The sequence below is a fragment of the Hydrogenophaga sp. genome (assembly GCF_030651625.1).
Taxonomy (GTDB): Bacteria; Pseudomonadota; Gammaproteobacteria; order Burkholderiales; family Burkholderiaceae_C; genus Hydrogenophaga.
The window spans coordinates 12574-36936 of sequence record NZ_JAUSCF010000004.1 but is presented as its reverse complement, the minus strand read 5'-3'; the positions used below and the strand labels follow the sequence as shown (position 1 = coordinate 36936).

18 protein-coding genes are annotated in these 24363 nt (G+C 65.5%); 8 read left to right on the top strand and 10 right to left on the bottom strand.

What is annotated here, in order from left to right; genetic code table 11:
• Positions 1–9 precede the first annotated feature (9 nt).
• The 4 genes from Q7V46_RS01080 to Q7V46_RS01065 all read right to left on the bottom strand — a co-directional run bounded on the left by Q7V46_RS01080 (position 10) and on the right by Q7V46_RS01065 (position 4532).
• The gene (locus tag Q7V46_RS01080; RefSeq protein WP_304911650.1) at positions 10–1293 is read right to left on the bottom strand and encodes a cyclopropane-fatty-acyl-phospholipid synthase family protein; all 1284 of its coding nucleotides are present in this window, start codon (positions 1291–1293) and stop codon (positions 10–12) included.
• A complete protein-coding gene (locus Q7V46_RS01075) occupies positions 1290–2129 on the bottom strand; it encodes a DUF1365 domain-containing protein (protein WP_304911649.1) in 840 nt (279 codons plus the stop codon). Before Q7V46_RS01075 ends, Q7V46_RS01080 begins: the two co-directional genes overlap by 4 nt.
• The gene (locus tag Q7V46_RS01070) at positions 2126–3532 is read right to left on the bottom strand and encodes an NAD(P)/FAD-dependent oxidoreductase (protein ID WP_304911648.1); all 1407 of its coding nucleotides are present in this window, start codon (positions 3530–3532) and stop codon (positions 2126–2128) included. Before Q7V46_RS01070 ends, Q7V46_RS01075 begins: the two co-directional genes overlap by 4 nt.
• Before the next feature lie 343 nt (positions 3533–3875).
• Entirely contained in the window at positions 3876–4532 is a 657-nt protein-coding gene (locus Q7V46_RS01065) for a glutathione peroxidase (RefSeq protein ID WP_370690251.1), read from the bottom strand.
• Between the two features lie 44 nt (positions 4533–4576).
• Here Q7V46_RS01065 and Q7V46_RS01060 point away from each other — a divergent pair, with 44 nt between their 5' ends.
• Both Q7V46_RS01060 and Q7V46_RS01055 read left to right on the top strand, forming a co-directional pair.
• Positions 4577–5569: a MerR family transcriptional regulator gene (locus Q7V46_RS01060; protein WP_304911646.1), complete on the top strand. Its 993-nt coding sequence runs from the start codon at positions 4577–4579 to the stop codon at positions 5567–5569.
• Between the two features lie 141 nt (positions 5570–5710).
• Complete coding sequence (locus tag Q7V46_RS01055; RefSeq protein ID WP_304911645.1) at positions 5711–6559, top strand: ferritin-like domain-containing protein; 849 nt, start codon at positions 5711–5713, stop codon at positions 6557–6559.
• A 196-nt stretch (positions 6560–6755) separates the two neighbouring features.
• Here the strand turns inward: Q7V46_RS01055 and Q7V46_RS01050 are convergent, their stop codons facing one another.
• Positions 6756–7373 carry a rhomboid family intramembrane serine protease gene (locus Q7V46_RS01050; RefSeq protein WP_304911644.1) on the bottom strand — a complete coding sequence of 206 codons (618 nt, stop codon included), beginning with the start codon at positions 7371–7373 and terminating at the stop codon, positions 6756–6758.
• Complete coding sequence (glnE, locus tag Q7V46_RS01045; protein WP_370690250.1) at positions 7370–10294, bottom strand: bifunctional [glutamate--ammonia ligase]-adenylyl-L-tyrosine phosphorylase/[glutamate--ammonia-ligase] adenylyltransferase; 2925 nt, start codon at positions 10292–10294, stop codon at positions 7370–7372. Before glnE ends, Q7V46_RS01050 begins: the two co-directional genes overlap by 4 nt.
• Positions 10295–10307: 13 nt before the next feature.
• Here glnE and Q7V46_RS01040 point away from each other — a divergent pair, with 13 nt between their 5' ends.
• From Q7V46_RS01040 to Q7V46_RS01025, 4 genes are all read left to right on the top strand, one after another.
• Positions 10308–14543 carry a YhdP family protein gene (locus Q7V46_RS01040; RefSeq protein WP_304911643.1) on the top strand — a complete coding sequence of 1412 codons (4236 nt, stop codon included), beginning with the start codon at positions 10308–10310 and terminating at the stop codon, positions 14541–14543.
• Positions 14544–14623: 80 nt separating this feature from the next.
• Positions 14624–15430 carry a carbon-nitrogen hydrolase family protein gene (locus Q7V46_RS01035; protein WP_304911642.1) on the top strand — a complete coding sequence of 269 codons (807 nt, stop codon included), beginning with the start codon at positions 14624–14626 and terminating at the stop codon, positions 15428–15430.
• A gap of 260 nt (positions 15431–15690) precedes the next feature.
• Positions 15691–17748, top strand: a complete 2058-nt coding sequence (locus Q7V46_RS01030) for an ATP-binding protein (protein WP_304911641.1) — start codon at positions 15691–15693, stop codon at positions 17746–17748.
• Between the two features lie 41 nt (positions 17749–17789).
• Positions 17790–18419, top strand: a complete 630-nt coding sequence (locus Q7V46_RS01025) for a response regulator transcription factor (RefSeq protein ID WP_304911640.1) — start codon at positions 17790–17792, stop codon at positions 18417–18419.
• Positions 18420–18488: 69 nt separating this feature from the next.
• On the opposite strand, the gene Q7V46_RS01020 is transcribed toward Q7V46_RS01025, so the two are convergent.
• On the bottom strand, positions 18489–18674 hold the full coding sequence (locus Q7V46_RS01020; protein WP_304911639.1) for a hypothetical protein: 186 nt from the start codon (positions 18672–18674) through the stop codon (positions 18489–18491).
• Positions 18675–18909: 235 nt separating this feature from the next.
• Here Q7V46_RS01020 and Q7V46_RS01015 point away from each other — a divergent pair, with 235 nt between their 5' ends.
• Both Q7V46_RS01015 and cysQ read left to right on the top strand, forming a co-directional pair.
• Complete coding sequence (locus tag Q7V46_RS01015) at positions 18910–19911, top strand: murein transglycosylase A (RefSeq protein WP_370690246.1); 1002 nt, start codon at positions 18910–18912, stop codon at positions 19909–19911.
• A 233-nt stretch (positions 19912–20144) separates the two neighbouring features.
• A complete protein-coding gene (gene cysQ, locus Q7V46_RS01010) occupies positions 20145–20951 on the top strand; it encodes a 3'(2'),5'-bisphosphate nucleotidase CysQ (RefSeq protein WP_304911637.1) in 807 nt (268 codons plus the stop codon).
• Here the strand turns inward: cysQ and Q7V46_RS01005 are convergent.
• The 3 genes from Q7V46_RS01005 to Q7V46_RS00995 all read right to left on the bottom strand — a co-directional run bounded on the left by Q7V46_RS01005 (position 20948) and on the right by Q7V46_RS00995 (position 24353).
• Complete coding sequence (locus Q7V46_RS01005) at positions 20948–21430, bottom strand: hypothetical protein (protein ID WP_304911636.1); 483 nt, start codon at positions 21428–21430, stop codon at positions 20948–20950. The two genes, cysQ and Q7V46_RS01005, sit on opposite strands and share 4 nt — an antisense overlap.
• Before the next feature lie 107 nt (positions 21431–21537).
• Complete coding sequence (locus tag Q7V46_RS01000; RefSeq protein ID WP_304911635.1) at positions 21538–23538, bottom strand: carboxypeptidase-like regulatory domain-containing protein; 2001 nt, start codon at positions 23536–23538, stop codon at positions 21538–21540.
• A complete protein-coding gene (locus tag Q7V46_RS00995; RefSeq protein ID WP_304911634.1) occupies positions 23535–24353 on the bottom strand; it encodes a hypothetical protein in 819 nt (272 codons plus the stop codon). The genes Q7V46_RS01000 and Q7V46_RS00995 overlap by 4 nt, the downstream gene beginning before the upstream one ends.
• Between the last annotated feature and the right edge of the window lie 10 nt (positions 24354–24363).

The following is a 24363-nucleotide window of genomic DNA, read 5'->3' as shown; positions in this document are numbered from 1 at the left end:
GCCCCCCTTTCAGGGGGGTGGCGCCGCAGGCGACGCGGGGAGTGCCTTCAATGTGTACTGCACCACGTCGATGCTGCGTCCGCTGAACGCCGCTTCGCAGTACGCCAGGTAGAACTCCCAGATTCGCATGAATTTCTGGTCGAAGCCGAGCTGCAGCACCTGTGACTGCTCGTGCAGGAAGCGCTCGCGCCACAAGGCCAGCGTGCGGGCGTAGTCGGGTCCGAAGGCGAACTCGTCCACCACCTCCAGCCCGGCGGCGGCCGCCTGCGCCCGGAACTCGCGCGGACAGGGCAGGCAGCCACCGGGAAAGATGTACTGCTGGATGAAGTCGGTGCCCTTGATGTAGCGGTCGAAATGCGCGTCATCGATCACGATGCTCTGGATGCAGGCGCGTCCGCCCGGTTTGAGCAGGCGTGCCACCGTCTGGAAGTAGGTGGGCCAGTACTCGCGGCCGACCGCTTCGACCATCTCGATGGAGCAGATGGCGTCGAATGGCGCATCGCCAATGTCGCGGTAGTCCTGCAGGCGCAGATCGGCGCTGGCGGCACCGGCAGTCGGTGCTTCGCTGACCAGTGGTATGCCGAGCTTGCGCATGCGCTCTTTGGCGTACGCGAGTTGTTCGGTCGACAGCGTGACACCCACGACGGACGCGTCGAATTCGGTTGTGGCCTTCTCGGCCAGTGCACCCCAGCCGCAGCCAATTTCCAGCATGCGGTCGCCGGGTTGCACGCCGGTCATGCGCAGGGCGCGTCGCACCTTGGCATGCTGGGCATCTTGCAGCGACTGTTCGGGCGACTCGAACCAGGCCGACGAGTAGTTCATCGTCTCGTCCAGCCAGAGACGGTAGAACGCGTTGCCCAGGTCGTAGTGGGCATGGATGTTCTTGCGGCTGTTGGCTTTGGAATTGCGGTTCAGCAGGTGTTTGACGCGGTAGGCCAGCCGGCCCAGCCAGGAACCGTAAATGACGTCCTCCACCTCGCGGCGGTTGGCGATCATGAGTTCGAGCAGGGTGGTGAGGTTGGGCGTGCTCCAGTCACCCGCGATGAAGGTCTCCGCGAAGCCGATGTCGCCCGATTTCAGCGCGGCGCCGCAGACATTCCAGTTGTTGAGCTTCATGCTGGCGTGCGGACCTTCGGGGCTGCCCAGGCGCTGCACGGTGCCGTCTGGCAGCGTCAGGGACAGGCTGCCGACCGACAGGCGCTGCAACAACTGCAGCGTGGTGCGTGCGGCCGCCGGGGCGTTGCGAGGCAGGGCGAATCCGGCGGGGCTCTGGGTGGCGGTGGTGCTGTTCATGGGCGGCTGGGTTCGGGAGGGCGTTCAGCGGCGACCGGCTGAGCGCCGGGCAGGGCCGGGGTGACGAAATCGCCCGGGGCGGGCGGTAGGCGGAAGAAGGGGGCGCGCTGGATCCACAGGCGCAGGGCTTGCCAGTGGATGCGGGCGATCACGCCGAACGTCATGGCGGGATGCGACCACAGTGCACGGCGCATCGAGGCGTTGGTCAGAGGCTCCAGGAGGCCACTCACGCTGGTGTTGAGCAGGGCATCGACGCCCGGGGCGTCGAAGTAGTCGATGCGGGCCACGGTGCGCGCCAACGGGCTTTCGGTGCGCATGAAAACAAACCGGTAGCGTCCGCGGACCGGGCAGAACGGCGAGACATGAAACACCTTGGCGGCTTCGCAGGGCTCACCGTAACGGGGGTTGTCCAGCAGGTAACAGTGGCGCTCTCCGAATGTGTTGTTGACCTCAGCCAGCACGGCGCGCAGCGAGCCGTCGCTGCGGTGGCAGTACCAGAAGCTCACCGGCTTGAAGCTGTAGCCCAGCACACGCGGGTAGGTGTGCAGCCAGATCTCGCCCTGCGCATCCTGAATGCCGTGCTGATCCAGCAAGGCTTCCAGCCACTGCAGGCTGTCGCTGCGGCCGTCGCCGTGGTCGGTGTCGTGAAAGCTGAGGGCGGCGCGGCGGTTGCGAGCCAGCACACCGGGACCGTTCGCACGCAGGCTGCGCATCGGCAGCATCAGGAAATAGGTTGGGTAAGCGAACGCGTTGCGCCGTGGCCGGTGGCGCGTGTGGCGCACCTGTCCAAAACCGATCTGTGCGGTGGCGTCTGGCAAGGCGGCAGCAGTGGTCAAGCGGCCACCTGATCCGATGGGGTGGCGCGCGCCGCAATGCCATGTGCGTCCAGAAGTGCCTTTGCGGCGCGCTTGCCCGACTTCAGACCGTCTTCATGGAACCCGTAACCCGTCCACGCACCCGCAAAGTAGCTGTGGTGCCTGCCTTGCAGCGTAGGCACCCGGGCCTGGGCGCGGATGGCCGCCAGATCAAATACCGGGTGCGCGTATTCGTAGCTGCCCACCACCTGGCGCGGGTCGATCTCGCGCTGCGGGTTGAGTGACACCACCACCGGTTGCTTGACAGGCAGAGGCTGCAACTGGTTGAGCAGGTAGTGGAGGCAGACCTGCGTGGCCTCCTGGCTGGCATGCTCAGAGCGCTCGTAGTTCCAGGCGGCCCAGGCGCGTTGCCTGGCGGGTAACACGCTGCTGTCGGTGTGAAGCACCGCGCGGTTGGGCTGGTATCGGATGGCGCCCAGCACCTCCCGCTCATCGGCCGAGGCCTGGCCGCCGAGCAGGGCCAGCGCCTGGTCGCTGTGGCAGGCAAACACGACCGCGTCAAAGCGTTTGACCGCAGCGTCGGTGACCACGCGCACGCCCTGGGTGTCGCGCAGCACCTGCTGCACCGGAGTGTTCAGTCGGCGGTCTGGAATGCGCGCCACGATCTTTTCCACGTACTGCCGCGCTCCGCCGGCCACTGTGTACCACTGCGGCCGTTTGGTGATCTGGATCAGGCCGTGGTTGTGGCAAAAGCGCACCATGGTGGCCACGGGAAAAGCCAGCATCTGGTCGGTGGGACAACTCCAGATACAACCCATCATGGGCAGGAAGTACCAGTCCCGGAATTCGGGCGAAAAGCGCTGTTCACGCAGAAAATCGCCCAGCGGCTGCAGCAACGGGCTGTCGGGCGCCAGGTCTTCACCGCGCTCGGCCAGGCGGGTGGTGATGCGGTTGAAGCGCACGATGTCGGACAACATGCGCCAGAAGCGGGGACTGACCAGGTTGCGGCGCTGTGCAAAGACGCTGGACAGGTTGGAGCCGCTCCATTCGAGCGTCGCGCCCCCCGGCCCGCTGCCGGGTGCCTTCACGGAGAACGACATGTCGGACTTGGCGACCGGTACATCCAGTTCGGCGAACAGGGCGAGCAGGTTGGGATAGGTGCGCTCGTTGAGCACCAGAAAGCCCGTGTCCACACCGAAGGTCACGCCCTGCCCGCGTTCGTCGGGCAGGGTCATGTCGACCGTGTGGGTGTGTCCGCCAAAATAATCGCCGGCCTCGAAGAGTGTGAGGTCGGCCTGGCCATACAGTGAGTGGGCAGCGCCCAGTCCGGCAATGCCTGAGCCGATGATGGCCACGTGGGGGCGACAAGAAGGGAGTGAGGGGGTCTGGTCGCCAGTGGGCAAGGCGTGCGGGTCGGCGTACATGGCTCAGACCCTGGCCGCGACCGACAAGGTCGGATCAGCTGAAGAAGAAAAGACTGCGAAGCGCCCCGAGACGAACAAGGGAGGGAGGGAGGAGGAGGAGATGCGCCTCGGGATTGCAACCGGGCTCGCGCCCGGAAGGCTTCGCAGTACAGAAACCGGGAACAGCAGCGGTGCCCTCTTTTTCGCTGCTGAAGTGAAGATTGAGAGGCCGTCGCGGACAGAAAAGTTCCACGCCTGGACTGCGCTGGCAACCCGCGCCGATGCGTGGTCATTTCTGGAAAGTGGGGAGGTCATGACGGATTGGATAAAAAATGTACTGAACGGTTTTATTGTGACTGATCGGTCACTGTTTGGTCGAGAGAAATCGCTCTATATCCCTGGTCAGCGTAGGGCTTTGAGGCTCGACGGTGCTGGCGAAGCTGCGTACGGTTCGTCCGTCGCGAGCGATCAGATACTTGTGAAAATTCCACTGCGGCGTCTGACCACTGCGCTCGGCCAGCTGCCGAAACAGCGGATTGGCCCCGGCGCCACTCACCCGTGACTTGCTGAACATCGGAAACCGCACGCCGAAGGTGTTCTCGCAGAAATCGGCAATGGCCTGGTTGTCTCCAAGTTCCTGCCGTCCGAAATCGCCGGAGGGAAAGCCCAGCACCACGAAACCGCGGTCGCGGTAGCGCGCAAACAGCTCTTCGAGGCCCTTGTACTGGCCGGTGAAACCGCACAGGCTTGCGGTGTTGACCACCAGAACGACCTGACCCCCGTATTGGCAGAGCGACTGGGGCTTTTCGTCCTGAAGCCGGTCGAAGCTGTGCTGCAAAAGTGCCGGACAGGCAGCTTCGGAAACCACTGCAGGCTTGACCCTGGCGGGCCCAGCCTGGAGTGGTTGAGCGTGGCCACTGACCCATGTCGAGAGGGCCAGCAAGCCGAACAAGGCAGCCAAACACGCCGATCGTGACCGCGCGAAACGCTGGGTCTTGCCAAGGACAAATCGAGAATTCATGGCCGCAACTCCATAATGAAAGGTATACATTGAATCTTTTGTCCATGACAAGTTCAAGCTCTTCCGCATCGCCCCAGCACACCATCGCCGACGTGGAGCGAGACACCGGGCTGGCCAAGGACACCCTTCGCGTCTGGGAGCGACGCTATGGCTTCCCGACGCCGGCCCGCGACGCACTTGGAGAGCGCCAGTACGACGACGCCCAGTTGCATCGCCTGCGAAAAATCAGGCGTCTGCTTGATGCAGGCCACCGGCCGGGGCAGGTGGTTCCGTTGTCGGCCGACGCACTGGATGAACTGGATACGCAGCGCGCTGCGCAGCAGATTCAGACGCCAGGGTCCGACAGTCCGCCTGACACGACGATGCCACCGCCTCCGGCGGCTGCGTTGCCAGAGCTGGACGAATGGATGCAGATGCTGCGTTCGCAGGACGCCCAGGCCCTGCGCCTGGCGTTGACTCAGACCCTTGTTGAGCGCGGTCTGGCACGCCTCATCACCGAATGTGTGGTGCCGATGAATGTTCAGGTCGGGCAGGCTTGGCTGGACGGCCATCTGGCGGTGTTCGAGGAACACCTGTACACGGAAATCCTCCAGGGGGTGCTGCGCCACGCCATGGGACAGGTTGGCGGAGGACGACCGGGCCTGCCCCCCCGTGTGCTGTTGACCACCCTGCCCGGCGAGCCCCATGGACTGGGCCTGCTGATGGCCGAGTGTTTCCTGGTGCTGGAGGGTTGCCAGACCGTGCCCCTGGGTACACAGACGCCACTGCCCGATATCTTGCGCGCGGCGCAGACAAGCGGTGCCGACATTCTGGCCTTGGGTTTCACCGCGATCCAGAACCCGAGAGACGTTCGCGCGGCACTGGCCCAGTTGCGGGAGCGCCTGCCGCCGCGTGTCGAAATCTGGGCCGGTGGTCGGTGCCCGGTCTTGTACCAGCCCAGGCGAGGCGCCGCCAAACCGGGCACACCGGCTTTCTGGCCCATGGGGAAACTGGAAGATATCTCCGTGGCGGTGGGGCGTTGGCGTGCAGGGTCATGAGCCTTTTCATGGCCAGATGAGTGCATTGTGCTGACCGAGCCAAGCCGGTGCATGGCCTTCAAGAACTTGTTGCTTTCTGGACCTCTAACAGACACACCGCCTAAAATGCAAGGTTGGTTTCTGCTGTAACGAAAGTCCGACATGCTCTACCCAGAACTCTTCAAGCAACTCGAATCCGTCCGTTGGGACATGGACAAAGACATTCCGTGGGACCAGTTCGAGGCGTCGCAGCTCAGTGACGAGCAAGCCCAGACCATCAAGATGAACGCGATCACAGAGTGGGCCGCGCTGCCGGCCACCGAGATGTTCCTGCGTGACAACCGCGATGATTCGGATTTCTCGGCCTTCATGTCGATCTGGTTCTTTGAAGAGCAGAAGCACTCGCTGGTGCTCATGGAGTACCTGCGTCGTTTCCGGCCAGAACTCGTGCCCACGGAACAGGAACTGCACGACATCCGGTTCGAGTTCGATCCCGCGCCGCCGCTGGAGACCCTCATGCTGCATTTCTGCGGCGAAATCCGCCTGAATCACTGGTACCGGCGCGCCAGCGAATGGCATTCAGAGCCTGTGATCAAGAAGATCTACGCCACGCTCAGCCAGGACGAAGCGCGCCACGGAGGCGCCTACCTGCGGTACATGAAGCGGGCGATTGGAAAATTCGGCGACGAGGCCCGCACCGCGTTTGCCAAGGTGGGCGTGCTCATGGCCAGTGCCAGGCGCACCGCGCAGGCACTTCACCCCACCAACCTGCACGTGAACAAGGGGTTGTTTCCCAATGACACGATCCAGAGTCGCCTGCCCAACCCCGAGTGGCTGGAGCATTGGCTGGACAAGCAGATCGATTTCGATGCCGCCTGGGAAACCAAGGTGGTTGATCGCATTCTCCACAACATGAGCCTGTTGATGGACCAGAGCTTCAAGTCGGTGCAGGAACTCAATCGCTTCAGAAAGTCGTTGGCGCCGTCAGCCGGCGCGCCCGCCGCTGCCTGAGTGGCGCGTCCGGGCGGCGCTAATGTGCTGTCCCGCAAATAACTTGCATATGAAACCGCGCCTTCGCACCCATGACTGCGTTGCAAATCCTCGCGATAGCACAGGCTATCGCTGCGGTTTGCGCCTTGCCCTGGGCGCGAATTCATCGGTTTCATTTCATGCAACTATTTGCGGGACAGCAGGCTCCTGGCCGCCCTCAGCCAGTGGCAACCGAGGGTGCGGGTCGAAGCGGCCAGAGCCGACCACAGATCAGCCAACCCATCAGCAAACCCCAGCCTGCGCCGCTCAGGTGCGCGGCCTGCACCACCGACATGTTGTTGCCCGGATCCCAGACCACCGGATACGACCAGCCGCGCTCCAGCGCCAGCTTCACGATCAGGCCCAGCATGAGCAGCCCGCCCCACCTCGTTCCCTTGCGCACGGCGATCCGCTTGAGCACGAGCTGCACCGCCAGCACCATGGCACCGGCGTGCAGCAGCCCGGCGAGACCCACCGCATAGCCGATCTGTGGCCACCACGCCATCGAGGCCTGGGTCAGCGGCCAGACCAGCAGCCAGGCCAGCGTACAGCGCCCGCTCGGTCGAATCACCCAGGCGAATGCCGTCAATACACCCAGCGCCAGCTGGTTCCCAATCAGGTGCGGCGTATTCATGTGCACCCAGGCACTGGTCCACAAGGTCCAGGGTTGCTGTTGCCAGCCGTCGGCATGCCAGGTCATGACACCGACCATGTCCGCACCGGCCCACCACAGCAGCATGCTCGCCACGCCATGCACTGCGCACACCAGCAGCCAGCTGCGCGATGCGCCGCTCATGGTTCGGGGTGCTGTACCGCAGGGGTGGTCACCGCGTGGCCCAGCACATGGTTCCAGAGGGCGCGCACCGCTGGCGCCGCATCGGCCACCTCGTTTTCTTCGACCTGGGTCGATGCTTCATCCAGCCGGGCCTGGTGCTGGATCTGGCGCAATCGCCGGTAAGCCCGCGCGGCCGCTGTGCCCATGCCGGGTGCAAGAAGGCCTGCGCGCTCGGCGCGTTCCAGCAAGTTGATGTTGCCGGTGTTGTCACGCAGTTCCGCGTGCGTTTGCGACTGGGACAGCACCAGAAACTGCACCGCGAACTCGACATCGACCATGCCGCCTGGACTGTGCTTGACATCAAACCGGGTGCCTTTGACCGGGTGGGCAGCACGCACCTTCTCGCGCATCGCCACGATCTCGGCCGCCAGGGCAACCGGGTCGCGTTCGGCCGTGACCACAGACTCGCGCACGGCGTCGAACCGCTCCTGAAGCGATGGGCCTGTCGCGCCAGCACCAGAACCCGGCCCGTCCGAGCCGTCGCCCATGACCACGCGCGCACGTGTCATCGCCTGGTGCTCCCAGGTCCAGGCGGTGTTGCTGCCACGGCGTTGCTGGTAGTTGGCGTACGCTGTGAAGCTGGTGACCAGCAGCCCGGAATTGCCGTTGGGCCGCAATGCCGTGTCGATTTCGAACAGGTCGCCCTCCCCGGTCTTGACCGTGAGCCAGTTGATCATCTTGCGCACGAAGCCAGCGTAGATTTCTGACGCATTCTCGTCATCGTCTTCGTAGACGAACACGATGTCCAGATCGCTTCCGTAGCCCAGCTCCTTGCCGCCGAGCTTGCCGTAGCCAATGATGGCGAAGCGGGGCGATTCACGGTGGCGGTTCTTCAGTCGCGACCAGCACCAGCGCGCGGTCACACGCAACACCGAGTCGGCCATCGCCGACAGATCGTCGGCCACCTGCTCCACGGTCAGGGCGCCTTCAATGTCGCGCGCCAGCGTGCGGAACACCTCGGCATGGTGCGCGCGGCGCAGCAGGTCGAGCAAAGCCTCTTCATCGTCTTCGCCAGTGGACTGCAAGGCCGCACGGCGGGCTTCCAGCTCGCCTTCAAACTGGGCCGCGTCGAAGCGTTCGGCCAGCAGTTGCTGGCTGGCCAGTTCGTCGATCACGCCGGGGTGCCTGAGCAGGTAGCGGGCGGGCCATTTGGCGGCACCAATGATGCGCAAAAGGCGCTCGTGCACCGACGGGCGTTCCTGAAGAAGGGCCAGATAGCTCTCACGCCGCAGCAGGTGTTCGATCCAGTCGGCCAGGCGCAGCGCCGCCAGCTCGCTGACACGACCTTCGTCCAGCCACGCGCCAGTGCGTTCCACGAGCCGCGTCAGGCGTTGGCGGGCGTCTTCGCGCATGGCCAGCACCCTGGGGTCTTCGCACCACTGCCCAATTCGCTCGGCGAAACGCCCCGGCAGCCTTGCCAACACGCTTTGCAGGCCCTCGACACCGTTGCGGCCTCCGTTGCCGCAGTTCTTTCCGTTGCAGTTGCCCTTGGAAGGTCCTCCCAGCAAGGTATCGAACTCCTGGGCGACCACCTCCCGGTGGGCGTCAAGCGAATGCAGGAATTCGCACACGTTGGCGCAACCCATGGTCGCTGCCAACCAGGTCAGGTCGTCGTCGCGCGTGGGCAGCACGTGGGTCTGCTGGTCGTCGAGGTACTGGATGCGGTGTTCGACGCGGCGCAGAAAGTCGTAGGCTTGCGAGAGCGCATCGGCGGTGGCCTGAGGCATCAGGTTGGCGCGACACAAGCGGGTGAGCGCATCCAGTGTGGGCCGGGTGCGCAGTTCAGGAAACTGGCCGCCACGCACCACTTGCAGCAGCTGCACGGTGAACTCGATCTCCCGGATGCCACCGCGCGAGAGCTTCACGTCGTTGGCGCGCCCGGGATGCCCGGCGGCACGCCTCGAAGCATGTTCGCGGATCTGGCGGTGCAGATGCCGCAGCGAATCAAAAACGCTGTAGTCCAGGTACTTGCGGAACACAAAAGGCAGTACCGCACCTCTAAGGGCATTGGCGCTGCCGTCGCGCACGGAGATGGCCGGCGCGATCACCCGGCTCTTGAGCCAGGCAAAACGCTCCCATTCGCGTCCCTGAACCAGAAAATACTCTTCTAGCGCGCCCAGTGACACGGCGCTGGGCCCGGAGTTGCCGTTGGGTCGCAGCGCCAGATCGACGCGAAACACGTTGCCGTGTTCGGTGGTCTCACCCACCGTGTTGTAGATGTGCTTGACCGCCTTGCCGAAGTACTCGTGGTTGCTGATGCGGTTGCGGCCCTCGCTGTTGCCGGCGGTTTCGCCGTCGTGGTCGTAAACGTAGATCAGATCGATGTCGCTGGACACGTTGAGTTCGCGTGCCCCGAGCTTGCCCATGCCGACCACCCAGAGATGTGCCCTGCGAGGCGCAGCGTTCAACACCGGGGGTGGTGGGCCGGCGTCCAGTCTGGAGCGACCCGGCACGTCGTCTTCGGATGTTCCGACCAGCGGTTCGCCGTGCAGGCTGTCCAGTTCGGCGAAAGCCAGCTCGCAGGCGGCGTCCAGCGCCAGTTCGGCCAACTCGGTGACCGCGCGGGTGACATCGCGCAGCGGCGCGTCCTGTTCGCAGTCGAGCACCACCAGGCGTTCCAGCACGAGTTGGCGCAGCACTCGCAGTGCCGCCGGCAGAGGCAAGCCCTTGGCGCGCAGGACGGTCAGGCAGGCCTGCATGGTGGCGTGCACCGGAGCACCGGGCGGGAGGCAGGCCAGCTCATCGGCGTACCGCCTGCGCAGGCGCTGAACGAAGCGCGAATGGCTCGCCTGCCGTTCACCCGCCACCATTGGTGGGCAAACGGTCACGGATGTGGGCGCGGAGGTGTCAGCTGCGGAACCGTTGGGAGGGCTGGCCGTCATAATTTGAGTGGACATGAAACAAAGCCCGGCGTCGATCGCACCCGCCACGCGAATCCTCAAGACTTTCTCGGTGGCTGCACGGCTGCTGTTGTGGCTCGTGTTGGCATCGTGGAGCCTGTTTGCGTTGACCTGGGGAACGCTCCATTGGTGGATTGTGCCGCGAATCGGCGAGTGGCGTCCTGAGCTGGAACGGTGGGCGAGCGCAGCGGTTGGGGTTCCCGTGACAGTGGGCAGCATCCGCGCCGAGACCACCTCCGTCAAACAGGGGCTGCTGCCCGCTTTCGTACCGGTGATCGAGCTGCAGGATGTCAGGCTGTATGACGCACATGGTCGTGCGGCCCTGGAGTTGCCCCAGGTGCGCGTCGCGCTGTCGGTGGCCTCGATCTGGCGCGGTGGCGTGGAACAGGTGGTGATCGACCGTCCGGTGCTGGATGTGCGTCGCACCGGCGAGGGCCGTATCGAAGTGGCCGGCCTGGACCTGTCCGGGTCGAACAGCGAGGATGATGATGCCGCCGACTGGTTTTTCTCCCAGAGGGAATTCGCGATCCGGCAGGGTACCGTGCGCTGGACCGACGATTTGCGCGGCCAGCCGCCGCTGGCGCTTTCGGCGCTCGATTTTGTGGCCCGCCATACCGGTCGCAATCACCAGTTCAGGCTGGATGCCACGCCGCCGGCCGAATGGGGCGACCGTTTCAGTCTGGTGGCGCGATTTCGGCAACCGTTGCTGGCCCTTGGTCAAGGCAATCAGGAAGAGGCCCCCGCCCGCTGGCGGCAATGGGACGGTGATCTTTTTGCCGACTTCCGGCGTGTGGACGTGGCCCGTTTGCGCGCCTACGTCGACTTGTCGGAATGGGACCTGGAGGTCGCTGGCGGTCAGGGCGCGCTCAAGGCCTGGGCCGACGTGAAGCGTGGCGCCGTCACTGGTGCCAGCACCGAACTGGATTTGCGCCAGGTCCAGGTGCGGCTGGGTCCGACCCTGCCTGCGCTGGCGCTCGACGAGATCCAGGGCGGTCTGGCAGCGCAGTGGAGCGCCGACGGATTTTCGTTCTCCACCGATGACCTGCGCTTTCGCACCGCAGAGGGCCAGATCTGGCCTGGTGGGCGGGTGCGGGTGGTGCATGTGGCGGGTTACGCGGGCGGCAGGCCAGGTTCGACCGCGCTCAGCGCCGACCAGGTGGATCTGGCGGCGCTGAGCGCCATTGCCACCCGCCTGCCGCTGGATGGGTTCGCGCACCAGATGCTGGACAGCTTGCAACCGGTGGGGCGCGTCCAGGGACTGGATGCGCGCTGGGAACCTGACCCATGGACCAATGGCCCTGGGCTGGCCGAGGCTCCAGCCAGGGTGTGGCCGGGCGGAAATTACTGGGCCAAGGGGCGTGTGGTGGGTTTGACGCTGAGGGGTGAAAAAAGTGAGCGCAGGTCATCGCGGGGCGATTACCCGTTGCCAGGTCGCCCCGGGCTGGTGGGTGCGACGGTGGACTTCGATTTCAATCGCGAAGGAGGCAAGGCGCGCCTGGATCTGACCGACGGTCAGCTTGAACTCCCCGGCGTGTTCGAGGCCACCGATTTGCCGTTGCAGCGGCTTCAGGCCGATGCGGTGTGGCGTGTGAAGGGCGAGCGGATCGAGGTCGATCTGGACCAGGTGCGCATGGCCAATGCCGATGCCGAGGGCACGGCGAAGGTGCGCTGGCGCACCAGCGATCCCGACACCAACCCCGCGGGCACGCGTTTTCCCGGCGTGCTGGAGCTTGACGCCACCCTGACCCGCGCGCTGGCGACCAGCACCCACCGCTACCTGCCCCTGAGCGTGGGCCCTGATTCGCGGCGCTATGTGCGCGAGGCCTTGCTTGGCGGGACCTCCAGTCGGGTGGAGTTCCGGGTGCGTGGCGAGGTCGACGACCTGCCCTTCGACACACCGGGAAGCGTGGGCGTTTTCCGCATTGCGGCCCGCTTGCAGGATGTGGACCTGGCCTATGCGCCCCCCTTCCTGCGCTCAGAAGGAGCCACACCCTGGCCGGCACTGCAAAAAGTGAGCGGTCAGCTGGTACTGGATCGCGCGTCGCTGCGCATCACCGACATCTCCGCCGGGTTGCAGGGTGCGCCGAACGTGAGCCTGAGCCGCGGTGAGGTCCGAATCGACGATCTGTCGGAGCGTGCCACCTTGCTGGTCAAGGCGCATGCCGCCGGGCCTGCGGTCGAGGTGCTGGAGGTGCTGAAGACATCGCCGCTGAACGACCTGACCGGGCGTGCGCTGACGCAAGCGCAGATGAATGGTGTGGTGGATCTGGGCTTTGACCTGAGTCTGCCTTTGTCCGACGTGGATGCTGCGCAGGTCAGGGGTTCGGTGCGCTTCCCGGGCAATGACGTGCAGATCAGTCCGCTTTCTCCGTTGCTTGCCGGCGCCACCGGGTTGTTGCAGTTCACCGACCGCGGTTTCGACATCACCAACGCCCAGGCCAGGTTGTACGGCGGCGTGGTGCGTTTTGAAGGCGGCATGTCCGCGGATGAGCCCGGTCAGCCCTCGCCGATCCGGTTTCGTGGACAGGGTACGGCGAGCGCCGTGGGGCTTCAGCAAGCCGGTCTGGGCTTTGTCTCACGCCTGTTCCTGAACACCAGCGGGAGCACAGGCTATGCCGCGCAACTGGGTTTTCGGGGCGGCGAACCCGAGTTGATCGTCACCAGCAGCTTGCAAGGATTGGCGCTGAACTTGCCGGCGCCTTTGAACAAGGCGGCTGATGCGAACATGCCGCTGAGATTCGAGAGTGCGGTGTTGTCGGTGGTCGGGGAACAGGCCAGCGTTGATCGCCTGAGTGTTTCGCTGGGCCCGCCTGCGGCGCCTGTGCTGGCGCTGCAATACGAGCGCGATCTGGGTCAAGCGGAACCCCGCGTGCTGCGCGGCAGCCTGGCTGCCGGCTTGCGGGAGGGCGAATCGGCACCGCTGCCTGCACAAGGTGTGATGGCCAACATTTCCCTGGACCAGCTTGACATCGATCAGTGGAGGCACGCTTTCTCGTCTGCCACTGGCGTGGAGGTGAGCCTCCCTGCAACCGGTGCGAGCACGGGCACCACCGGTCCAACCGGCGATGGGACGCTGGGTTACCTGCCCACCACCGTGGCCGTGCGAGCCAACCGCATCACCGCGGACGGGCGCAGTTTCAACAAGGTGGTCGTGGGTGGCTCGCGCGTGGGCACGCAGTGGCGCGCCAACATCGACGCCGACGAGCTCAACGGTTACGTGGAATACCGGCCCTCAGGCGGCATCAGCGCCGGCAGCATTTACGCCCGTCTGGCCAGGCTGGATCTGCCCCCCAGTGCCGCCACCGACGTGGAGCAGCGATTGCAGCAACCTGGAAGCGTGCCCGCACTGGACATCGCGGTCGACGACCTCGTGCTGGGCACCCGGCGCCTGGGCCGAGTGGAAATCGAGGCGGTCAACGTGGGAGGTGCAGGGCGGATACGAGAGTGGCGGCTGAACCGGCTTGCCATGCGTGTGCCCGAAGCCCGGCTGAGCGCCACCGGCAACTGGGCCGCCCTGGAGACGCCAACGGGTACGACTGCCTCTGACGCCCCCCGGCGCACAGCGTTGAATTTCCGGCTCGACATTGACGACTCGGGCAAGCTGCTGGAGCGGTTTGGTCGTGAAGGCGTGGTGCGCGGCGGCAAGGGGCAGATCGAGGGGCGCATTGGTTGGGCGGGTTCTCCGCTGGCGCTCGACTACCCCAGCCTTTCGGGCCAGCTGCGGGCCGACGTGGCCAGTGGGCAATTCCTGCAGGTGGAGCCGGGGGCGGCCAAGCTGCTCGGCGTGCTGAGCCTGCAGGCACTGCCCCGGCGACTGGCACTCGATTTCCGCGATGTGTTCTCCGAAGGTTTCGCTTTCGATTTCGTGCGCGGCGATGCGCGCATCGACAAGGGTGTGATGTCGACCAACAACCTGCAGATGAAGGGCGTCAATGCGGCGGTGCTGATGGAAGGCACGGCCGACATCGGGCGCGAAGAGCAGGATCTCAAGGTGGTGGTGGTGCCCGAGATCAATGCCGGTACCGCCGCGCTGATCGCCACCGCCATCAACCCGGCCGTGGGGCTCGGCACGTTTCTGGCGCAGTTCCTGCTTCGCGAACCCTTGCAAAGCGCCACCACACAGGAGTTCCGCATCACGGGCAGCTGGGCCGATCCGCAGGTGGTGAAACAGGTCCGCAATGTGCCGATGACCCCGCCGCCCGAGACCCGGAAACCTGCCCCCGTCGAGTAAGCTCGGTCGATGTGCGTTTGCGGCCCCAGGGTGCCGGGGCGCATGCGGCCGCACTTGCCCTTTTCTAGTGAGGATCTGCCATGAAAGTCGCCGCCATTCAAATGGTCTCCGGCATCAGCCTGGATGCCAACCTCAGCGAGGCCCTGCGTCTGTTGCGCCAGGCAGCCAGTGCCGGTGCCGAACTGGCGGTGCTGCCCGAGTACTTCTGCTTCATGGGCCAGAAGGACGAAGACAAACTCGTTATTGCCGAGACACCGGGCCTGGGCACGGTGCAGGATTTCCTGTCTGACGTGGCCCGCGATCTGAAGCTCTGCATCGTGGGCGGCACGCTGCCCATGGCCACAGACGATCCCACCCACGTCGCCAACGCATCGCTGACCTTCAATCCCAAGGGCACCCAGATCAGCCGCTACGACAAGATCCACCTGTTTCGCTACGACAACGGCCGGGAGCGCTACGACGAGTCGGCGGTGTTGCTGGCAGGCGATACCCCCACGAGCTTTGACCTTCGCTCGCGCGCCGGCCAAGACTGGCGCATTGGTCAGAGCGTCTGTTACGACCTGCGTTTTGCCGAGCTGTACCGCGCGCTCGCCGCCGACGTTCTGCTGGTGCCAGCCGCCTTCACCCACACCACAGGGTCTGCCCACTGGGAGGTGCTGTTGCGTGCGCGTGCCATTGAAAATCAGGCGTATGTGATCGCCAGCGCGCAGGGCGGTCGTCATGAAAATGGCCGGCGCACCTGGGGCCACAGCATGGTGGTCGACCCTTGGGGCGAGATCCTGGCGATGCAGTCCGAGGGGCCGGGTGTGGTGATGGCAGAGCTGGATATTCAACGTTTGCATGGCGTGCGGGAGCAGCTGCCTTCTTTGCAGCATCGCAGGTTGTGAGGATAGGAGGCACCCCCTGCGCCGAGGTACGGCGTCACCCCCTGCGCCGCTTGCGCGTCTTCCCCCTCTTGCGCCTTCGGCTTGGAGGGGGACGGCGTTTTGGGCCGGCGAAGCCGGACCCTCGTCGCCCATGGATTGGGGCATCTCGCTCGTGCTGGACTGGTCCTGTCTAACTGTTCATGCTCGCCTCTGGACCTCGCTGCTGCGCCCCCTCAGGTGTCGTTGATGTGCCTTCCCCATAACGCGAGGAAATCAACCCGGTGACTGTAGCCGCTTCTCCCTACCCTTCCTTGCCTGTGCGTCCGCGCAGTGCCTTGCGTTCGCGGCGTTGGCTGCTCTGGGGCGCATTGCTGCTGCTGGTGGCCTTGCTGCTGGGCGTGCTGGTGTTTCTGGCGCGTGAATACGAAGAGTCGCGCGACCAGGCCGCGGTGGAGCGCGACGCCGCTGCGGTGGCCAGCGACATTCGCAGTGCGCTGATCCGCAATGTGCAAACCCTGCAGTCCTTGCACAGTGTGGTGCCCACGCCCGACTCCTGGATGGCGCCGGCTTCCGAGGTGCTGGCCCGTCACCGTGAAATGGTGCGGCTGGAATGGCGTGACAACGCCACCAGCCTGATCGCCTCTCGCAATACCCCCTACATGGCAGAGCCGTTTGGCAGCATGGGACGGGAAGCGGCCCTGCCGGACATGCGGCAGGCCTGCGAAGCCGCGCGCCGCCTGTCGGGGCCGGCGTTTTCCCCCAGCTATTTCTGGCCCATGCGCGAAGGCATGGGCATGGAGTTCATGGAAATGTGCCTGCCCGTGGTGCGGGCGGGCGCGCCCAACGGTTTCCTGGTGGCCACCTATTCGCTGCCGGGCATTCTGGATGAGCTGGGCAACAAGGACATGCTGCGGGGGCATGGCCTGGCCTTCACCGAGGCAGACGGTACCCGGCTGGCGGTACACAGCGCGATCCAGGGCGACCGGCGCGTGCTGCGCGCCAGCACCTTGCTGGATCTGCCGGGCAATTCCCTGATGCTGCAGCTGGAGAGCCCGCGCGTGAGCCGCACCGGCTTTTACGGCCTGTTCCCCAACATGCTCACCGCGGTGGTGGGCGCGCTGTCACTGGCGTTGCTGGCGGTGATGGCCATGCTGGGGCGCGACATGCGGCGACGTCAGCGCGCTGAACACAATCTGGCCGATGCGCTGGCCTTTCGCAACGCCATGGAGAACTCGCTTGTCACCGGTCTGCGGGCGCGCGACATGCAGGGGCGGGTGACCTATGTCAATCCGGCCTTCTGCCAGATGGTGGGCTTTGGTCCTGAGGAGCTCATCGGCACCGGGCTGCCAGCGCCGTGGTGGCCCCCCGAACTGGTGGACGAGTACCAGCAACGGCAGGCGGTTCGATTGGCTGGGCAGACGCTGCCGCGCGAGGGCTATGAGTCGATGTTCCAGCGCAAGGACGGCACGCGCTTCCCAGTGCTGATCATCGAAGCCCCGCTGATCGACGCCCAGGGAATACAGACCGGTTACATGAGTGCCATCGTGGACATGACCGAGCAGCGCAGGGTGGAAGATCTCAATCGCACGTCCCAGGAGCGCCTTCAGGCGACCGCCCGACTGGCCACGGTGGGTGAGATGGCGTCGCTGCTCAGCCACGAGCTCAATCAGCCCCTGGCGGCCATCTCCAGCTACGCCACCGGCACGCTCAACCTGCTGGACGGTCCGATCGCTGGCTTGCCTCAGGCCGACCTGCAACTGGCCATGCGGCGGATCGGCGAGCAGGCAGATCGCGCGGGCCGCGTCATCAAGAGCGTGGCCGATTTCGTGCGACGCCGTGAGCATGTGCGCGAAGCGGTTGCACCGGCCGCACTGGTCGATGCCATCCAGCCCCTGCTGAACCTCCAGGCAAAGAAACAGGACATCCGTTTGCAGATCTCGGTGGCGGACGACTGTCCATCCGTGCTCTGCGACCGCACCATGGTTGAACAGGTGTTGCTCAATCTGGCGCGCAATGGCATGCAGGCGATGCCCATTGGTGACCCCGTCTCCCAGAGTGGCCTGCGCGTGCTGAGCCTGCGCGTGGCCTTGCTGCGCCAGCAGTCTGCGGGGCGGGCACACAAGCGCTGGGTTGAGTTCACCGTGACCGATCACGGCGAAGGCATGAGCCCGGAAGTGCAGAACAAGCTGTTCACCCCGTTTTTCACCACCAAGGCCGAAGGCATGGGCCTGGGGTTGAGCCTGTGCCGCACCGTGATCGAGCAGCACGGGGGTGCGCTGGTGCACGAGCCGGCACTGCCGCGCGGCACGGTGTTCCGGTTCACCCTGCCGGCAGGGTGATGCCTGCCTTTTCCAGAAAACGCCTCCACTATGATCCGCCCATGACCGAGTACCCCGACGCCCGCATCTTTCTCGTCGATGACGACGCCGGCGTGCGTGACGCACTGTCGTGGTTGTTGCGCACCCGTCGGTTGCTGAGCGAGGGCTATGCCAGTGCGGATGCCTTTCTGGCCGAGGTGAACAGCTGGCGCGATGCGCCGGGATCACCTTCCTGCGTCTTGCTCGATGTGCGCATGCCCGGCATGAGCGGGCTGGCATTGTTCGAGCACCTGCTCACCCTGCCCTGGCAAGCCGCCATGCCGGTGATCTTCCTCTCTGGTCATGCCGATGTGCCCACTGCGGTCGATGCGGTCAAGCGCGGCGCCTTCGATTTCTGCGAGAAGCCTTTTTCGGACAACGTGCTGGTGGATCGTATTGAACAGGCGCTGGCCCAGTCGGCGCAGGTGCTGGCGCAGCGGCGGCAGCAGCACGAGATGCAGGCCCGTCTGGCCAGCCTCACAGATCGCGAGCGCGATGTGATGCGGCTGGTGGTGGAAGGGCTGCCCAACAAACTGGTGGCGGATCAGCTCAACATCAGCGTGCGCACCGTGGAGGTCCACCGCTCAAGGGTGTTCGACAAGATGTGCGTGAAGTCGGCGGTGGAACTGGCCAACGCGCTGCGCCTCTCATGAGGCCAGCGATGGGCCATTCCCGAGTTCGCTCACGCAGTCTCCCGGTGCGTGCAGTGGCACGCGATGGGATCATGGGCCGGGGGGCGGTCGGTCTTTGCTCCCTGCGGGAGCCTCGTCAACAGACACCCTTCCAGCCTTCTCACGCTCCACTTCGGCTGGCAACTCACCCTTGTTGCGGCCAGAGAACATCGTCCACCACACAATGAAGACAAGCAAGACCAGCGCACCGAGCGCTTCCAGCAACAACAGGGTCATGGATCAGATTTCAGGAGCAGCAAGTGCAATGGTGAGCAAGGTTGGTTTTTCCGGGTGCGCAGGGGGCCAGTCAGGACCATGGGCGCGAGCGGCGCGTGTGTTCGCCGTTGTCTGGATTGTAGGAAGCCTGGGCGCCTGCGCGATCTTGCCCGAGCCAGCACCCCTGCCGTCACCCAGGGCACCCGCGGTCGCCCCGGCGCCGGTTGTTGACGGAACCGAGCCGCTGCCACCAGCGTTGCAACGCGGCAAAAGCCGCTGGACGCCTGTGCGGTGGGCCGAGTTGCCTGGCTGGGGGAATGACAGCCTGCACGAGGTCTGGAACGCCTGGGTGCGCGGCTGCGAACGCCCCGCGCCCGGTCAGGCGGCCTTGTGTGCCGAGGTGCGACAACTCTCGATCGCCACGCCGGCCGAGCAGCAGGCCTGGGTGGTGCAGCGTTTCGTGCCCTACCGGGTGAGCGAACCCGATGGCAGCGTGCCCGAGGGCTTGCTGACCGGGTACTACGAGCCCATCATGAACGCCACGCGCGTGCCCACCGCCACACACCGAACGCCGCTTTACGAGCCGCCACCCGGCCTGCGTGCCGGGCAGACCTGGTACAGCCGACGCGACATCGACACCCTGCCCGCTGCTCAGGCGGCCCTGCAAGGCCGAGCGATCGCCTGGCTGGCCGATCCCATTGATGCCCTCATCCTGCAGATCCAGGGTTCCGGCCGCCTCAACATCACCGAGGCCGACGGCAGCCAGAGACAGGTCCGGGTGGCCTACGCCGCCCACAATGGCCACACCTACCAGAGTGTGGGTCGCTGGCTGCTCGATCAGCGCGCGATCCGCGAAGCCTCCTGGGATGCCATCAAGGCCTGGGCGGCGCGGAACCCGCAACGTCTCAACGACATGCTGTGGAGCAATCCGCGCACCGTGTTTTTCCGGGAAGAGGTGCTGAGTGAATTCGACGCCCGTTTCGGCCCGCGCGGCGCCCAGGGCGTGCCGCTCACGCCAGGCCGTTCCATTGCGGTCGATCCACAGAGCATCCCTTATGGCACGCCGGTCTGGCTGGCCACGCAGGGACCCACCCTGAACCAGCAAAAACTGGTCATGGCGCAAGACACGGGGGGGGCCATTCTGGGCGCGGTGCGCGCCGACCTGTTCACGGGCTGGGGTGGTTGGACCGATGAGTCGTACATCACCGCCGCGGCGCTCAAGCAGCCGTTGCAGATGTGGGTGCTGTGGCCACGCTGAGATGAGACACCCCCGCGCCGCTTCGCGTCACCCCCTCAAGGGGGCGATACCTGGGACCGGAAAAGCCGGATCCTCGGTATCCCTGGATGGGGCACTTCGCTCCGGAAACGGGTTGGCACATCCCCCGCCGCGCTTCGCGTCACCCCCCTCAAGGGAGGCGGCACTGGCCGTCTGGCAAAGCCAGCCCGGCGGTGAATAGGCTAAGCGAGGCTGTGAAGTCTCCGGTAAACCCTTTGCGTCACACCTCCATCGCCGAACGTCACCGTCTGCTCGAAGACGTGGTGACCATCGTGCGTCGGGCGGGCGAGGCGGTGATGTCGGTCTACGCCACCGACTTCGATGTACACGGGAAGTCCGACGACTCGCCGGTGACTGAAGCCGATCGCCGCGCCGAAGCGATCATCACCGCCGCGCTTCTGGGGCTCATGCCTGAGGTGCCTGTGATTGCTGAAGAGGCGGTCAGCGCTGGTCTGCAGACCGTCGTGGCACCCGACCAGCCCTTCTGGCTGGTGGACCCGGTGGATGGCACCCGAGAGTTCGTCGGACGCAATGGCGAGTTCACCGTGAATGTCGCGCTCATCGAGTTCGGCCAGCCTGTACTGGGAGTGGTGCAGGCACCGGCACTGGGCTTGCTGTACGCAGGAGGACCAGGCGTCGGTGCCTGGTGCGAAGCGGATTCATCCGGTCACCTGCCCATGCGCCGCCCGCTGCAATGCCGCAGAGCGCCGTTGCCGGGCCTCACGGTGCTGGCCAGCCGTTCCCATGGCGACACAGCGCGCCTGCAGGCCTATCTGGACGGGCTGGATGCCCCGGTGGTGCAGCTGAAGGTGGCCGGTTCGTCGCTCAAGTTCTGCCAGGTTGCTGCAGGCGAGGCCGATGTCTATCCGCGGCTGGGTCGCACCATGGAGTGGGACACCGCAGCCGGCCAGGCGGTGCTGACAGGGGCCGGCGGTTCGGTGATCACCCTGGGGGGCGAACCGTTGCGCTATGGCAAGGCCCATTGGGAAAATCCCGGCTTTGTGGCCTGGGGTTTGCCCTAGAGCGCCGTCAAGTCGGTGCGCACCGGCCAGCGAAGGGCATCGCCAGCGACCGTGCTCTCTGCAGCGAACGCATGCTGCAACAGCAGCGTGTACCGTCCTGCGCGGGCCGTGCACACCTGATAGCCGTCGGCCACCGTGCTCAGTGTGACGCCGCCCTGCTGCAGGCTGTGCAGTTGCCAGCCTTCCACCTGGGGCGTTGCCAGGCGCAAAGTGACGCAAAAGCCGCGCTTCATGGTCGACATCACCACCAGCTTCTGCTGAGCGCTCCACTGGCCATCCACCGCGACGCCCAGTTGCTCAGGGTGGGTGTTCTCAAGCACCTGCATCACTGGCGGCACGATGATGCGGATGTCCACCGAGGCACTGGCGCCGGTGCTGCCTGCACCGCTGACCAGCACACTCTCCCCCATACCGGTCCTGGGTATGCACAGTGCCAGCGCGGCCAGAGCAATCAGTGAGGAGCGGTGCATGGCTTTCATGAAGCCTGTATCGACCCATGTTCTTCCCGACTTGAGGATTTCTCAAGGTGGCACTCGAAAAAAAGGCCCGAACAGGGCCTTTTTTGAATTTGGTTAAGCGCAAGGGCTTACTCGCTGCGCTGCACCGGAATGCTCAGTGAGGTGCTGTCGCGCAACCGCACGTCCACCCGCACCTGGCCTTCGTCCACCACCGACCAGGGCAGGGGCAGCGTTTCATTGCGCACCGTGACCATGCGGGCGCCGGTGGCCACAAACGGGAACTCGAAGCGGCCCTGGTTGTCGGTGCGCACCGCGTAGCGGTTGTCCAGGAACACGGTCACGTTGGGCACGCCCGCCTCGCTGGCCTCTTGCGTGCCACTGCGGTTGTCATCGAAATACACGATGCCGGCGATCCGCCCACCGCCATCGGCCGCGCTGCCGCCCAGTGGCACGCTGCGACTGCCGGCCTGCCATTCGTAGCGCAGCACCACAAAAAACGAACGGTAAGCGCTGGTGTTCTCCAGAACCTCGGGCGGGGCCAGGGGGTCCAGCGAAAGGCGGGTACGCCGCGTACCGGTGGTGCGCACATAGCTGCCTTCCAGCGTCCAACGGGGGTCGACACGCCAGTTGGCCCCCAGGTTGACGCTCTGCCGACGCTGGCCTGAGCTGCCGTTTTCAGTGGAAAGGTTGCCTCGCAGGCCGGCCCGCGAGGTGAGAGGCGCGTTCACATTGAGCGCAGCTGACCAGAGATTTTCGGTCAGTTGACCCGTCTCGGGGCGCGCACCAGCGCGGCCGAGGCCCAGGCTGGTGGCGAGCGACCAACCTTGCGGCACCGACCAGTCCTGGTCGTACGAGAGGCGTTGGACCTGTCCCCGGTCGGCACCGCCTTCGATTTCCAGTCGCAGGCCGGTGGTGCCCCAGTCGTTGCCCCAGCGCCAGTCGCCATAGCTGCTCCAGGCTTCGCCGCCGAACCGTCGGATGGAGAAGCCCGCGCCAAGACTGCTGTCGCGGCCCAGGCGCCAGCGAGCGCCGGTGGTGGAATAGAAACCGTCGCTGCTGCGCCCGCTGATGGAGCGCAGCCAGTCGACGCTGGTGTCGGCCGACCACTGCCGGGTGCGCCAGCCAGCGCGCAGGTACGCGCCGGTGACGTCGTTCACCATGGGCAGGTTGGCCCAGTTCAGCCCCGGCTCAAGCCGGTACAGGCCGGCGCCGTACCGGCGTGGTCCCTCGTCCCACTCACCGTCGATCCAGTAGCCACGTCGCCCACCGTCCCGCGCACTGCTGCTCGAGCTCAGGGCCTGTGCCTTGAGGCGGTATTGCTCGCCTTCGTGCCGCAGCGCCAGCAAGGTGGCGTCCGCGTCCACCACTTCGTCAGGCGAACGCGGCACTTCGAAATTGGACACGCCGCGCGCGTTCTCGTGCTGCACCGCCAGCGTCCAGCCCTTGCGCGACAGGCCCAGCGGGTCGGCGACCGCGTCGGCGTCGAGCCGCCATTGCCCGCCCAGCACCGTGCGTCTGCCGGGCAGTCGCCGGAAGCCGGTGGCGGGCAGGATTTCCAGCTGGCCCGGCTCACCGGTGGCGGCCTGCAGCTGCCAGCCCTTGCCCGGGTGTTCCCATTCACCACTGAGGCCTTCGAGGATGGAGGTGGGCACGAACACCCTGGAAGGCAGGCGGGTGATGCCAGGTGCAGGGGTGTCGATGTAGCCGAGGCCGTGTGTGCCCAGCCATCCGCCGCCCAGCGGCATGTTGGTCTGGCGCAGGGTGAGCGTTCCGATGCCGTTTTCGGGCGCGTAATTGCCATCGAGCGACAAGGTGCCGTGATTGGGCGTTTCCAGCAGGCCATAGGCAGAAAACCCCAGCTTGGCCGAGCGCTGTTCGTCGAACGGCTGGGTGCCGAGGCGGGTTTCAATTTTCAGGAATCGGGGCCAGCCGGTCCTGTCGTAGTTGTAGGTCTGTGTCTCATCCAGGGCCTCGGGCTCCAGCCCTTCAATGACCCGGTCCTCATAGCCTGTGCCGGTGGAAGGCGCCACGGCGCCGGGCGGCGTGGCAGTATTCTGAGCGTTCGCTCCGGCATGCGTGCCCAGCAGCAGCGCCATCGCAACCGGTTGCCACCGCGCCCACGGCGTCATGGCGCGAAGCTCGTGTCCAGTGGCAGGCGGTTCTTCCCCCACTCGAGGTTGCCTTTGACGATCAAGGGAAACCGCACGTCCGGCGCAGACTTGCCGTCTTCCACCACCGGCACCAAAGCCACACTTCGCGTCTCGCCCGGCAGGATGGGCAGATCGGCTGGCGCCAGTTCCATCCGCTGGCCACCGGCATCCGTGCCGTTGACAAATCCTTCCAGCCGGCCGTGGGCATTGCCGCGGTTGCGTACGTCCATCATCGCCATCGATTTGCCGTCGGGCGACCTGACCACACGGGTGCCGGAGAGTTCGAGTACCGGCGCTGCGCCGCCAATGGCCGCGTACACGATCACGCCGATGCGACCGCCCACATCCACGCTGCTCCGGGCCGGGTCGATGCCCTCGACCATGATCGCAAAGCGGCATTCGCGCGCGGGCGTGCCGGCAGGCGGGGCAATCTCGAAGCGGAAGCGGTAGCGCGCTCCCGGTTCAAGCGTGAGCTCGCGCCGCTCGATTGCCACCCAGGGTCGGCAGCTGTCGGGTGCCAGCGCGTCACTGAAGGCCACCGAATTGTCGGGATTGAACGTCCAGTCGTTGGTGTAGATGCGGTAGCCGCCCTTGAGCTGGCCCACGTGCTGGATCTCGAACACCTGGCGCGTGTTTTGTCCTGCCGTGGCCTGGATCTCGAACCGGGGTGGTGTGATGTAGGCGGCGAAACCCTGGGCGCGCGCCTGGCCGCTCCAAGAAAGGGCCATGCCGGCACACAGGAAGGCGGCCAGCCAGCCGGTAGCGGATTGCAGGCTCAGAAAAGGGAAACGCATGAGGGATGGG